The 14,863-nt window shown below is 37.4% G+C and carries 9 protein-coding genes and 1 pseudogene; 2 read left to right on the forward strand and 8 right to left on the reverse strand.

Annotated elements, in window-relative coordinates; genetic code table 11:
- Position 1 precedes the first annotated feature (1 nt).
- Entirely contained in the window at positions 2–1,102 is a 1,101-nt protein-coding gene (gene dinB, locus LOK78_RS03805; protein WP_232633753.1) for a DNA polymerase IV, read from the reverse strand.
- A gap of 44 nt (positions 1,103–1,146) precedes the next feature.
- On the opposite strand from dinB, the gene LOK78_RS03810 reads away from it, so the two are divergent.
- Complete coding sequence (locus LOK78_RS03810; RefSeq protein ID WP_232634156.1) at positions 1,147–1,620, forward strand: CYTH domain-containing protein; 474 nt, start codon at positions 1,147–1,149, stop codon at positions 1,618–1,620.
- Positions 1,608–2,150, forward strand: coding sequence for a YciI family protein (locus LOK78_RS03815; RefSeq protein WP_232633754.1), 543 nt, complete (start codon positions 1,608–1,610; stop codon positions 2,148–2,150). The genes LOK78_RS03810 and LOK78_RS03815 overlap by 13 nt, the downstream gene beginning before the upstream one ends.
- A gap of 6 nt (positions 2,151–2,156) precedes the next feature.
- On the opposite strand, the gene LOK78_RS03820 is transcribed toward LOK78_RS03815, so the two are convergent.
- The 7 genes and pseudogenes from LOK78_RS03820 to LOK78_RS03850 form a co-directional block, all read right to left on the reverse strand.
- On the reverse strand, positions 2,157–3,065 hold the full coding sequence (locus tag LOK78_RS03820) for an AEC family transporter (RefSeq protein WP_232633756.1): 909 nt from the start codon (positions 3,063–3,065) through the stop codon (positions 2,157–2,159).
- A gap of 130 nt (positions 3,066–3,195) precedes the next feature.
- Positions 3,196–5,547, reverse strand: coding sequence for a penicillin-binding protein 1C (gene pbpC / locus LOK78_RS03825; RefSeq protein ID WP_232633758.1), 2,352 nt, complete (start codon positions 5,545–5,547; stop codon positions 3,196–3,198).
- Positions 5,548–5,689: 142 nt separating this feature from the next.
- A complete protein-coding gene (gene uxuA, locus LOK78_RS03830; protein ID WP_232633760.1) occupies positions 5,690–6,868 on the reverse strand; it encodes a mannonate dehydratase in 1,179 nt (392 codons plus the stop codon).
- Between the two features lie 152 nt (positions 6,869–7,020).
- Positions 7,021–7,332, reverse strand: a complete 312-nt coding sequence (locus LOK78_RS03835) for an antibiotic biosynthesis monooxygenase family protein (RefSeq protein WP_232633762.1) — start codon at positions 7,330–7,332, stop codon at positions 7,021–7,023.
- Positions 7,329–8,048, reverse strand: a complete 720-nt coding sequence (locus LOK78_RS03840; protein WP_232633764.1) for a YqjF family protein — start codon at positions 8,046–8,048, stop codon at positions 7,329–7,331. The genes LOK78_RS03835 and LOK78_RS03840 overlap by 4 nt, the downstream gene beginning before the upstream one ends.
- Positions 8,045–13,612, reverse strand: coding sequence for an alpha-2-macroglobulin family protein (locus LOK78_RS03845; protein ID WP_232633766.1), 5,568 nt, complete (start codon positions 13,610–13,612; stop codon positions 8,045–8,047). The genes LOK78_RS03840 and LOK78_RS03845 overlap by 4 nt, the downstream gene beginning before the upstream one ends.
- 76 nt (positions 13,613–13,688) lie before the next feature.
- Positions 13,689–14,758: pseudogene (locus LOK78_RS03850) on the reverse strand (isoaspartyl peptidase/L-asparaginase family protein).
- Between the last annotated feature and the right edge of the window lie 105 nt (positions 14,759–14,863).

Genomic DNA, 14,863 nt, shown 5'->3' on the forward strand with positions numbered 1-14,863 from the left:
TCTAAAACTCAAAACGCAATTGAACGCTAACAGAATTTGGTTCTGTTGGCGTTTTTTGTTTTTCAGTATTTAAATTGGACAGCGAAATCCCCAATAACCTCACCGAATTTTGCAATCTATCTTGGTATAGAAGCTCTTTGGCTGTTTCAAGAATCAAACTCTTATCCTGAACAAAATAAGGCAAAGTTTTACTGCGTGTTTGAAGCGAAAAATCACTGTATTTAATCTTCAATGTAATCGTTTTTCCAGACACGTTACTTTTTTGAAGTCTCCTGGACACCTCATCGGCAATATGATCCAGCTTCTTTAGCATAAAAACCTCAGAGGAAAGGTTCTCACTAAAAGTCCGTTCGGCTGCCAAGGATTTCCTTATTCTATTTGGCTTCACTTCACTTGTATGAATACCCCTAACCACGTAAAAATAATACTTGCCCGACTTGCCGAAATGTTCTTTTAAGTACTCCAGTGACTTATTTTTTAAATCTTTGCCCGTAAAGATGCCTAACTGATACATTTTTTCGGCTGTAACCTTGCCCACTCCATAAAACTTTTTGATATCCAAAGCCTCAAGGAAATCCAAGACCTCTTCAGGATTGACGGTTTTTTGACCGTTTGGTTTATTAAAATCACTGGCTACTTTTGCAATAAATTTATTGATGGAAATACCTGCGGAAGCCGTTAAACCAACTTCTTCCAAAATGCGATCTCTAATCTCCTTAGCAACCATGGTAGCACTAGGATGTCCTTTTTTATTCTCAGTTACATCCAAGTACGCTTCATCCAAAGACAAGGGCTCTACTTTATCGGTATAGTCCAAAAAAATTTTTCGAATCTGTTTAGAAATCTCGTGATACCTTTCAAACCTGGGTTTCACAAAAATCAAATCAGGACATAACCGTTTAGCCTGAATCCCACTCATGGCACTTCTCACACCAAATTTCCTAGCTTCATAACTTGCCGCACTTACAACTCCTCGTTTACTACTTCCGCCTACAGCAATCGGTTTACCTTTCAATTCTGGTTGATCCATTTGTTCAACGGAAGCATAAAAAGCATCCATATCCACATGAATTATTTTCCGAATAGGTATATCTTGGTCCATAACACAAATTTATGCTATTTTTAAATGACGATATCACATCCAATATGGTTGAAATAGAACGCAAATTTTTAGTCTCTTCTGAAGTTTTCAAACAAGAAGCTCAAAAGAAAACCTATTTGGTACAAGGCTTTCTTAATTCCACTCCCGAAAGAACCGTAAGAGTGCGCATTTCAGGAGACCAAGCCTTTTTAACGGTTAAGGGAAAGTCTACGGAAGATGGCCTCTCTCGATTTGAATGGGAAAAAAACATAAAGGTTGATGAGGCACAAGATCTTTTGAAGTTATGTGAACCCGGAATAATTGAAAAGACCAGGTTTGAAATTCCCATTGGAAATCACACCTATGAAGTAGATGAATTTTATGGAGACAATAAAGGTCTCATCATTGCAGAAATAGAATTAGAGTCAACCACAGAATCTTTTGAGAAACCTAATTGGTTAGGAAAAGAAGTTACTGGAGAAACAAACTATTACAATTCCCAATTGAGCAAAAATCCTTATAACACATGGAAACACTAAAAAACATCTTAATCCCTACGCTTTTGATTTTGATATCCTTCAATTGCAAAGAGCCTAAAAATGAAACCTTAGAAATTGAAGAAGCTATCGAAGCTCCCATTGATTCGGTCGTTACTGATGTTACTGAGGTAAAGAAACCAAAGTCTCCTCTTAAAATAAAACAGGAACTCACAGACAAAGGCTTCCAGATCTTTGACTATGTAGATTCAAAAACCCAGGACACCATTTTAATGCAACAGTATTTTATTGCTTTCCTTAAAAGAGGTCCGATTAGGTCGCAAAATGAGGAAGAGGCTAAAAAGTTACAGGAAGAACATCTAGCCCACTTAACACGAATGTATGAAAAAGGTTATGCAGACATCTCCGGCCCATTTGGCGATGATGGAGATATAAGAGGAATTACTATTTACAATGTTCCAACTTTGAAAATGGCAGATAGTTTGGCGAATCTAGATCCTATGGTTAAATCGGGAAGGTTAGTGATAGAAGTACATCCATGGTGGGCTGCCAAGGGATTTCCTTTAAGGTAATCTATCCTACATATTTAAAATCCAATACCAAATACCAAGCGTAACAAAGGAAGCAGGAATCCCTATACTAACCATCATGTTGCTGAGTTTCGGCTTGAGTCCGTAGGCTGTTGAGACAATTGCGGCGGTTATCATGGGTGCCATTCCAGCTTCCAATACACAAACATTAATATTGACTCCCGATTGATTGAAAACACCTTTGTATAAAATAAAAATAATTAAGGGCCACAATATCAGTTGGTAACTTAACCCCATTATAAGAAACCCCCAGTGCTTGCTTCTTCGTTCTAAATTCAATTGATACCCCACTGAAACCAAAGCCAAAGGGGAAATGGTCATAGACAATTTTTCAAAAACAGAGTCGACTACCTCAGGAACCTCTAACTGCAATAAGATCAATAGCACTCCAAAAGAAAATGCCATAAAGGGAGGAAATCTTAGAATACGTCTTGTTATTTGCTTTAAGCTCGTACTTCCTCGAGAATACATGGCTGCCACAGTAACTCCCGCCGTAGACAACATAATAAAAGTTCCTGGCAAATCAACCAGTACCAAAGTTTCCAAGCCCTCTTTACCATATAAAGCTTCAATAACCGGAATCCCTACAAAAGACGTATTTGCCAATCCAGACATTAAGATCATACATCCTGTTAAACTTTTGGACCAACCTAACCATTTTCCTAAAGATGAAAACAAAAGAAAAGAAATTATAAACCCTAACCAAGCCACTCCAACTGGGAAAAGCAACTTTGGAGACAACTCAATTTTTGGCAAATAATGTAAGGCCATCGCTGGGATGGAAATATAGATGACAAACTTATTTAGAACCACCACTGTCTCCTTGGGAAATATTTGGGTCTTTTTAAAAATAAACCCTAAAAAAAGACATAAAAAGAGGAGGATTATACTAGACACAAACGCAAAAATTTATATGACAAAGATAATTGTAAAGCCAATTTCTTGATGCTTTAAAAAATTAAAAATAATGCCTTTATATTCTAGAATCTGAACTAAAAAGACCTCTTTTTTAGTATTCCCAAATTACCTACTTCGAAATTTCAATGTCTCTTGATATTTCAGATCCAATTTCATCAATAACCGTAATAGTGTGTTTGCCAAATGAAGGTAAAACTGCCAATTCATGAATGTCTTTTGTTTGACCAATAAATTGATTGTCCAAATACCAAAACACCCGGAATTCTGGTTTGGAATGGCTAATTTTTAAAATAAGTTCATTTGTTTGACCATCAAAATCCTTCGGAAGAAAAATTTGGTTGTTTGCTTTTGGATAAATAAAAGCCATAGATGATTTGGACTCTCCCACACAATCTTCTCTCAATTTGGGTAACTCTTTGTAAAACGGATTTTTTCTTTTGTAATAATAGGCCATTAAAGGAGGTAATACAAACCAGGGTTTAGACTTTATATCTCCTAAAAATTCACAAGAACTATTCACTTGAAATCGTTCTTCTTGATCCAAATGAACCAACACGTGATATGGACAAGGCTTTGTTTTCAATCCTGAGATTTGCACCCATTCCTTATTGACCGTTTCACAATTTGGAGAAGCCCTAAAACCACTTTGCTCACAAATTTCAACCTCCTGAAGTTCATCATAAGGAATGGAGAACCACGTGCTTTGAGGCAACAAATCAAATACATCAAACAATATGGGAGCAGCAGCTTGGATACCCACCAAACCTGGTCGTCCCTCACCATCTGCATTACCAACCCAAACCCCAACCACATAATCTTTATTGGTTCCAATAGCCCATGCATCCCTAAATCCAAAACTGGTTCCTGTTTTCCATGAAATTTGTTTGGAGTCGTCATAAAACTCCCAATTCTCATTTCCCACAGGCCGATTAACTTCCTTGAGACTTTCTAAAGTCAAATAAATCGACCCCGCATCAAATAAGGTTTTTGACGAACTTAAAGTACCAAAATCAACTTGCTGATTTTGAAATAAAATGGGTTCGCAGAATTCTTTTGAATAATATTCACTAGAAGTTTCGGTATAATGATTCACTGTTGAGGATAAAGCCGCATAGCTTTTACATAGATCCCATAAATTGCTTTCAGATCCTCCTAAAATAAGGGACAAACCATAGTGGTCGGGACCGTATTTTAAATCCTTCAAATGCAACATATTCAAAGTGCGATAAAATTTTTCCAAACCAAATTCCTTGAGCATCCTAACGGATGGTACATTCAATGACCTAGAAAGTGCTTGATTAGCTCGTACTGCTCCATCAAACTCCTTATTGAAATTTTCTGGCACATAACTTCCAAACTGTGTTGGAATATCGGCCACCAAAGATTGGGACAGAAGCTCACCAGAATCCAACATGGCAGAAAAGAGGAACGGTTTCAAAACACTTCCTGTGCTTCTTGGTTTATCAATAACATCTACATCTTTTTGATGCGCTTTATCGGTTGGTGTATTCCCAACATAACATAACACTTTTCTTGTATGAACATCCAAAACCAAAACACCAGCATTATAGATTTCATTCTGCCGTAATTGATTGTAGTGGTTCTTTACTATTCCATTAACTTGATTTTGTAAAGCATGATTCAAACTGGTAACCACCCGTTTGCCTGTTTGTTCCAATGCCATTTTTTGCAATAAGTGAGGTGCTTTTTGAGGAAGCGCAAATGGTTTTTGTGGGAGTTCCTCGGCGATTGCCAATTCAAAAGTAATTTCATCAAGGATATCCTCTTCTTTCAGCTTTTTTAGTAGAGCATTTCGTTTTTTCAACAACTGGGTTTGATTCTTGCCTGGATATATCAGACTTGGAGCATTGGGTAACACAGCCAAAGTGGCACTCTCAGCCCACGATAGATCAGATGAATTTCTATGGAAATACCTCCAAGATGCCGCTTCCAATCCTACTACATTCCCTCCAAAAGGTGCATTGCTGGCATACATAGATAATATGTCGTCCTTGGAACACCTCAACTCCAACCGCGTTGCCAAAATGAGTTCCTTTACCTTTTCAAAATACGTTCTAGGCTGTCCCTTTCGTGAAAGCCTGATTACTTGTTGCGTAATCGTACTCCCGCCCCTTTTTATTTCACCATTTGAAAGGTTTTCCTTTAAAGCCTTGATTATCGAAATGGGATTAAACCCTGGATGATTATAAAAATATTCATCCTCAAACTGAAGGATACAAGTCTTAAATTTGTTTGGAACCGAATCACTTGCTGGAAATCGCCATTGTCCATCTGAGGCAATCTTGGCTCCCATCAAAATGCCTTCTTTACTTGTAATAACAGTAGAGGTGGGTTCTTTGAACAAGGTTGTTGGCAGACAAAAGGCGTAGGCCACTATCAGTCCTAAAATAACCGCAATTTTAAACTTGTTTTTATATATGTAATTGGCTTTTAAAAACACAATTTTACAGCTTCAAAATTTGGAGTCAATAAACTCCATTTAATACTCTCCCTCAAAGCTAATGAAAACCCATATATAAAAATAAACCCCTAGCTATTCTTATTTGAGAACAACTAAGAGTTAAAATAATTCAGGTTTTTGTCTAGATAAGGCTTTTTGAGATTCCCATCTCCAATCCCCTCAATTCAGCCAGTCCTCTTAATCTACCAATTCCTGAATAGCCTGGATTTGTTTTTTTATTCAAATCGTCAAGCATTTGGTGACCATGATCTGGACGCATAGGGATTTGGTTGTCATCTCTCCCTTCTTGATTTCTTCTTTTTTCTTCCAAAACGACCTCCTTAACAATCCCGAACATATCCACATCTCCTTCTAGATGGTTGGCTTCATAAAAGTTTCCTTCCGCATCCCGTTTAGTGCTTCTTAAATGTAAAAAATGGATTCTATCGGCAAATCGCTTGAATATATTCAATAAGTCATTATCAGCTCTAACACCTAAAGATCCTGTACAAAATGTCATCCCATTAGATAATTGGGGGACTTCTGAAAAAAGATATGCATAATCTTCTTCAGTACTCACAACCCTGGGTAAACCTAAAATAGGATATGGTGGATCGTCTGGATGGATACACATCAAAACTTTATTGGCTTCTGCGATCGGGATGATTTCTTTCAAAAACAAAATGAGATTCTTCCTTAAAGTGTCAGCACCAATTTGCATATAGGTATCTAGTACCTTTTGAAACTTTTCTATCGAATAACCTTCTTCAGCACCAGGTAACCCAGCAATAATATTGCTTATTAATTTTGTTTTTTCTGACTCAGAACAATCCTCTAAGTATGCTTTTGCCTTAGATTTTTGTTCTTCCGAATATATTTCTTCTGCTCCAGGTCGTTTGAGCAAATACAATTCAAACGCTGCAAATGCTGTTGCATCAAATCGTAAAGCTTGGGAACCATCTTCAACTGTAAAATTTAAATCTGTTCTAGTCCAGTCCAAAACGGGCATAAAGTTGTAACACACAATTTGAATTCCACATTGGGCTAGATTTACAATACTTTTTTTATAGTTTTCAATGTACTTTTTAAAATTCCCAGAGCGGGTTTTTATCTCCTCATGAACTGGAATACTCTCTACAACACTCCAAGTAAGACCATATTTCTCAATGTCCTTTTTTCGCTTCATAATTTTATCAATATCCCATATACTTCCATTAGGAATATGATGCAATGCAGACACAATACCTGTAGCCCCTGCTTGTTTTATATCTGATAATGATACGGGGTCTTTAGGACCATACCAACGCCAAGTTTGCTCCATAGCTTATTTGTTTTTTGTCTTTCTTAGGAAAGGATTAAATACTACTATTCTCTTCTCCTAATATATCTATATCAAACATAAGGCTTCATCTACAATTTCAAAATAATAGAAGACAGAAAATCTAGAACGTTTTTATGAACCGCAATTTCGTTTTAATTCTGAAAAGTATACTCCCGCTCCACTTTGCAAATCCTTACATGGTACCAGTCATACCAATTAAATCGGCCTAATTCCTGAGCTATCATATGTTCAGAATGTTTTTTCCAATTGGAAATATCTGCGAGGGTTTTCCAGTAGCTGACTGTAATTCCCAAACCACTTCTTGCGCTTTCCAAAGCAATAAACCCAGGTTGGTTTTTCGCTAGCAGTTCCATTTTTTCGGCCATTTCAGAATAGCCTTCTAATTGATCGGTTTGAATGGAAGAGAAAATCACAGCATAATATGGAACAAATTCGGTCTTCAAAGAGAATGTTTCTTTTTCTTCCAAGTAATCACCTTCACTCCGGGAGAGTAGTGTACTAGCTCAGGTTGTTCACTTAGCTTTGGGAATTCTTGATAATTAACTTCCAAATCCTTTATTTGAATCTCCTTCATAGGCCAAGGTAAGTGATGTATGTTATACTCAAACACCCCTTTTTTGGATGGATGGAATAAAGCATACCTTTCAGTTAACCAACAATCAAGCTTGCTTTTATGTTCCAAACTGTCCCCAACCCGATAAGTGACAGAACAATGATCCTGTTGTGCTGGATTTTTAGAATGATAGCTGAATGTATTTCTATTTATATTGGAATACCGATAAGGAAGTTTAGAAAACGCTTTCAAAACCCTACAAGATGATCTCTTACTCCCTTCCATACTCAAAAAATAAACCCCTGGTTTTCCTTGGTATTTGACATAGGTGCGAATATTAAGTTCATGAAAATCTGATATATGTGGCACTTTCGGGATGTTCTTAATACCAATATTATTCATATCAAAAGCCACTAAAGAAATCCAAGGAGAGCCATCAAACATATCAATTTCAAACACCTCTGGCACCAATGCTCCCAAGTCATTCAAAGATATCCTCCAGTGCATGAATATGGCTTGGTTCCATTCTTGATAGTATTTCCAAGATTCCTCTGGAATCTTAAAAGGTCGGTGATCTGTAATGCTTTCGATTTCCTTTACTTTCATTTTTGAACTTTTATCCAATTACCTTTAGTTCTTACCAAATAATCATCATCATACATAGCCTCCGCTTGAATGCCTGGTAAGTAATACGTTCCCAAATAAGAGGCGTTCAACATTATCTGAAATGTTTTGGTATCCTTTTTCCCCTTTTTGTCCAAATCAAAATAATAACTCACCCGGTCATCCCTAATATCGATATACTCTGCCTCACTTGTGGTTGCGGCACCAAAATCGGTGAAACGGGTATTTATTATTTCCCACCCAGATGGAATGATTTGCGTTAGAGCAACATTATTAACAGCCAATGATTTCAAATTGGATACTTGAATAGTAGCTAAAAAGTCTTGTCCTTGTTGCAAGGTCTTTATATCTATAGGACTTCCTTTTAGATCCTTATAAACCACTGATACACTTAATCCGCGTTGCTCTACCAACTCCTCTCCCAATGGTAATTTTCCAGAATTTAAAACTCTTACATAAACCACATTGTTTGATTTATTGATCATACTCAAAGAGTTAACTCCATTTTGTAAAGAGAGCTCCCTAGTAGCCATAGATTTTGAAGTTTCAATATCCTGGGTTTTACCATCTAAAATGTACGATAATTTTAAAGATTTTCCACCATTACTTTCCACCATTTTAGCAATAGACAGCAAACTATAGGCTGTCGTTTGTGTACTCATCCAGCGATTTCCGGATAGTTCTTGAGCAATAAGCTCAGCCAACTCCCTCATCTTTCCATCCTTTATCAAGACCATAGTTTCCAGAGCCATAGCACGATTCCTATCCACAGATCCATAGGTATAATAGTCATTTCTGATAGGTTCAAATTCAATATTTGCGGTTTTCAACAAAGCTTGACTGGCTTCTTTTTGGCCCGCTGAAGCATAAGCCGCAGCCAATCGCCATTTGGCTTCGTTTGAAATTTCACTGAATTCTCTCAACCTATTCATTGCAGCCAAATCAGGCTCGCCTGCCAAAGCCAAAGTATAAAGACGGTAGGCTTGTGATAAATCAGAATGGTAAATGCGATAACTTGGCCTCCAATCCCGAGCTGCCATTTTTTGATATTTTAACCAATTGGACTTAAACATCACTGGTAAGGCATACCCTTTTCGTTCTGCCTCCAACAAAAAATGACCGGCATAACTGGTCCCCCAATCGTTCACCTCAGAAGCTCCCATCCAATAACCCATACCTCCATCTGAGGTTTGAAAATATGCCAGCTTTTTAATGGCTGCCTCCACATTTTGTTGGATGGCTTTCTTTTTATCAACGGTTAAATCAAAAATATCAGTTAAAAACAACTGTGGAAAAACACTTGATGTGGTTTGCTCCACACACCCGTGAGGATATTGAATCAAATATTGTAAGCGTCTTGAAAAATCCATTGGAGGAATGGTAGAAAACTCTACGGTAGCCGAATTGGTTCCTTCAATTCCGAAAGTTCTAATCTCCATATCCTTGCTTTCATTGGCACTCAGAGTTATATCCGTTGATTTGGAAGAAATAGGATTTGGATTCAATACATCCAACTCTACCTTATAAGTCGCCTTTTCTCCATTACCTCGAGCAACCACTTCTATCTGTTGAATTCCTTTAACCTTGTTGACATCCAATTCAAAATAGGCCATTTTCTCATCGGGTTTATCGAAGTTAATTTTTTGGATTTTTTCGCCCACAATGGAAAGTCCATCACTTAATTTAAGACTCACTTCCACCGACTTGACATGCGGTTTCATAGCAAATACGGTGACAGGTAATTGCACTTTTTCTGAAGGACTTAACTTTCTTGGCAAACTGGCCAAAACCATAAGTGGCTTTTTAACCGGGACTGCCTTTTCAACATTCCCATAGGCTTCCTTGTCATTGTTTCCAGCTACAACCATGGCCCTTACAGACCCAACGTAATTTGGCATCATCAAATGATGCTCCTTTTTTTGACCTGCTTCTAATTTGAAAGGACCTAAATACATGACCACCGGTTTAAATCGGTTGGCTTTTTTGTTCTTACCTTTTTCAATAGAACCATCACCACCAATAGAAAACACTTGATCAATACTTCCTGAATAGGCACCAATCACTTGATCAAAAAGATCCCAAGTTTTAACTCCTAAAGCCTCTCGGGCATAAAAATCATCCCAAGCATTTGGTGTTTTAAATCGGGTTAAATCTAATAATCCTTCATCCACAACGGCTAAGGTATAGGTCATGGCTTTATTGTTTTTTTCTGAAACAGTCACCTTAAACTCTGTTTCAGGTCTCAGCTCATCGGCCATATCCAATTGAGGATGTAGTCTAGTATCCTTATTTTCGACCATCAAGGGAATAACACCATACAACCTAATTGGCAAATCATTTGAAGTGACAGCATGTGGTTGCAAGAGAGAAATATTAACGAACACATTGGGTGCCATTTCTGAAGTAATAGGAATGTCAACCGATGTTTGACCTTTTTCAGTCTTTACCCATCGGTAGTCAAGCACCTCGGTACCATTCTCAATACTAATCAAAGCACGCCCTTCTTCCCCAGAAGGAAAGGTTATTTTAGCGGTCTCTCCCGTTTGGTAAGTTTCTTTGTCTGCATTAAATACCAGCATTTTGGCGGCATCTTTGTTTCCAGAGGGAACCGCATCCCACCAATTTTTATAAAAATAGGCTGTACTTCCAGTAGAATGGCCTCCTTTTTTGTCAATAACTCTAATCAAATAACGCCCTCTTCCACTATTTGGAATATTCAAGTTAAAAGAACCTTCTCCTTTTGAATTTGTATTCAGTTTGGTATCATAAACCGACCTGTGGTAATTATTGGAAACATAGCTAGAAAGGTTATCATAAGACGCATTCCACCACCAACGCCATTCCACTTTATACACTTTTACCTCTAAGCCCTCACGTTGTACCGGTTTTCCCTGGGTATCTACCAAAACGACTTCAAAGGTTTGGTTCCTTCCCGTTTCAAACCCACCATATTGATTTCCTTCAGGCATTTTTAATCCGACAAAGGCATCATAGGGTGCATAGGTTTTACTAAAAGCATCAATGGAAAAATCACCTCCATTTTCAAAAGCCCTCACCAAAAATTGAGCTTTTAACAATCCTGGCGCACTACCTTCCAGATTAATTTGTTTATGAACATTAGCCTGTCCATTTTCGTCAACTTTTCCCTCAAAAACAGTTAATTCTTCTGTTTTAAAAACTTTGGATGGATCTTGAAAAGAATAGCCTTTGTAGTTATCAAATCCTTGAGAAGATGCTGTAAATTTAGCTTTAATTTCAGCTTTTAAATATTTACCTGGCGCACCATGTAACCAATGCACACCCAAATCAGCCATCAAGGAAGATTCTTTGGTAATTATTCCCTCTCCAAAATCCAAGTCTATTTTCAATCGGTTGGGTTTGACCGTTTCAATCTTGATGGTTTTGTAATATTTGGCTCCTCCTACAGAGACCTTGGCATTGTAATTACCCGTTATATCATCTGTGGTTGTGGGCACTGTAAACTTATAAAAGTGATTCATATGCTCTGAAGTCACTTCTTTATATACCATTTTACCATTGGGGTCTGTGAGTTCTAATTTGACTGGATGGCCGTTCGGAAGTTCATTATCCTTATCATTCAAAATAAATGCCAAATGAAGCGTGTCGCCTGGTCGCCAAACGCCTCTTTCCCCATATAAATAGCCTTTTAAGCCTCTTTGCAGTTTATTCCCTGATACATCAAACTTGCTTAGTGACAGTGAATTTCCATCATTCAATTTAATATAGGCCTTACTGCGACCTTTGATTACAACAGCATAGGATGCAAATTGATCTGAGTCAATCATGGTAAAACCCTTTTCATCCGTTGTGCTTTGCACAAGTTCTTGTTGTTGATAATTGTAAAGCTTCACCGTTGCATTTGCTTCTGGTTCGGTAGTAAGCAAATCGGTTACTGCAAAGAAATAGGTATTATTATTTCCTCTTTTTGCAACCACTCCCAAATTGGAAGCCAACAGTGTTTGGGAAACAACTCTATCTTCGTGGTAATAGGCACTGTGACAAGGATTTTCACGTTCTTTCCAATTGTAAGTGTAATTTTTGTATCGATACGTCAAGTTATCCCAGTAAGCTTCTTCCCTTAATTCTTCATCTTCATTATAAGTTTCACTTTCGTTTTCTGCATAGTCTTCTTCATAATAATACGATTCGTCCTCATCGTTGCTTGAGACTGAATCATTGGTATCACAATGATATAAGGAATAACTTTGCTCAAAACTTATTTCTACGCGGTAAAATGACCCAGGATCAGCTTGAAAAAACTTGGATAGATCCAAAGTATAAGCCTTCCACTTCCCTTGGTATTCCTGTTCGTTTTGAACTAATGGAATTGTTTTTTTTGCAATCCTTCTTCCCACACGGCGTAGATTACTTGTGTAAGTGTCGCCAAAATCATTTTCCTGTAAAAACTGAAGCACATTGTCTTCAAAAATCTTGATAACCCTAACATCAACAGCCTTTAGGTTAACTGCCTCAAAATTTAATTTCAATTCTTTGGAATTGGGTAAAATCACGCCACTGCTTAACATCCTCACTTGAGGCTTCAACTCTTCAAAAGAAACCGTTTCTGAAAATGGTTTTTTCAATTTATAGCCTTCGGTATTGGTGATGCCCTGAAAAACATCTACTTGAATATTTCCGACCAATTTTGAACTAGGATAAACCCTCAGCACATTTCCATTGACCAAAAATTTTGGGGTAGCTGAGTTCTCAATACTTACTAACCCATCAAAATTTTGTTCCTTTTTCAATGGATCTGAAAAGTTTAAAACCAAACATTGCTCTAGATTTTGAGTAACTGAAACATCTATAATTGAGAAATTATTGATTCCTGGAATTAAAAAAGAATTTTCTCCTTTGTTATCCGCTTTAATCGCTTCCCCATCCCATTTTATCAATATGTGATCATCTTCAATTTCCCTGTGGATACTATCTATTTTGAAATCAAAATTTCTAGAAGCAGTGCTTTCCTCATTAAAAACAATAGCAAGAGACTCATCATTTTGAGTCGCTTGGATAAGCTTTTTTGCTTTTTCAATGGAAATGATATCGGCTGACTTTAACGCACCCTCTAAATACTGCCATTCCCTATCATAGGATTGAAGGCTATTGGTTACCACAGTAAAATTGGGTCTAATAGTTTTGAATTGAAAGGTAAATTCAGATAATTCCTTCGAAACATCTTTATATACATCCTTAAGTTTCAAAGTCACGGTATATTCCGTATCGGAATCCAAGGGTTCATCGGGAGTAAAAACGAGGGCATGATTATTTACTGTGGTAAGTTTCCCCTCTACATAAGGGTCAACCTTTAGCAATTTTTTATCTAATGCCATGTCTGGAGACCACCCTTCTACCTCCTTGGCCAAATTAATTTGAATAGGGTCTGCCACCGAAACCAAACCCGAGGTAGTAAAACTGATATACTCTTTAAATCTGTAGATATTATTGGTTTCTACATCATTTTTTTTACAGGAAAATACTAATAACCCTATAAGTAGAATTGAGAGGTACTTGCTTTTTATCATTGTTTAAAATGACGGTATTAAAGTAGGTTAATATTAAATTTTAAAAATTATGAATTTTTAGTCATACTCGGATAAGTTACTCAGAAAACATGCCAATATATAAATCACCTTGATCATTCATAGAAGCTCGGAACATCCCAGCCGTATTAAATTCCATGACCACTTCACCCGTTTTGTCAATTGCAATGAGTCCACCGTCACCACCCATTTCAGGAATTTTCTTTTGAATTACTTCTTTGGCAGCTTCTTTTAAAGTCATGCCTTTATAAGCCATCAATGCCGAAATATCATGAGCTACCATGCCTCTAATAAAAATTCACCCCAACCCGTACAGGAGACCCCGCATGTACCATTATTTGCATAGGTGCCGGCCCCAATGATTGGAGAATCACCAACCCGACCCCAACGTTTGTTCATCATACCGCCGGTAGAAGTACCCGCTGCCAAATTACCGTTTTTATCAAGCGCCACACAACCTACGGTTCCAAACTTAGAATCTTTAATATTGGAATCATAAAAACCTTGCTTTTGGGACGTTTTCTTTTTCTTTTCGGCTTCCTGAAGTCGTTTTAGGGATTGTACGCGATTTTCAACAATAAAATAGGAAGGATCAACAATAGACAACCCCTGTTCATTAGCATAAATATCTGCTCCTTGACTAGCCATCATGACATGTGGTGATTTTTCCATGATAACCCGCGCCAAAGAAATGGGATTTTTTACAGTTTTGGTTCCAGCCGAAGCTCCAGCATTCAGTGTTTTCCCATCCATAATGGAAGCATCCAATTCGGCAGTCCCTTCATTGGTTAAAACAGCTCCTTTCCCAGCGTTGAATAATGGCGAATCCTCCAAAACATTAATGGTTCTCTCCACAGCATCCAAACTACTACCTCCATCTTTCAAGATTTGATGTCCCACTTTTATTGCTTCCTCAAGCTTATCCCGATATTGCTTTTCTTGCTCAGCACTCATGTTCTCACGAAGAATGGTTCCGGCACCACCATGAATAACAATAGCAAAGGATTGGGGTTTGGTTTCCAATTTTTCCAAAGTAGAAAATCCCTGGTCTATCTTCCCTTGATTTTGGGATTGATGACATGACAGTAGCAAAAAAAATACCAGAAATATAGGTGCAATTGATTTCATCATTTGGAGTCTTAATAAGAACAATAAAGTTAACATTTTTGAACCAACATCGTTTAAATAAGCCACTTAATATTAGTACCTTCGCAAAAAACACAGCTATAAATT

This window comes from Mangrovimonas futianensis (assembly GCF_021245805.1).
Classification (GTDB): domain Bacteria; phylum Bacteroidota; class Bacteroidia; order Flavobacteriales; family Flavobacteriaceae; genus Mangrovimonas; species Mangrovimonas futianensis.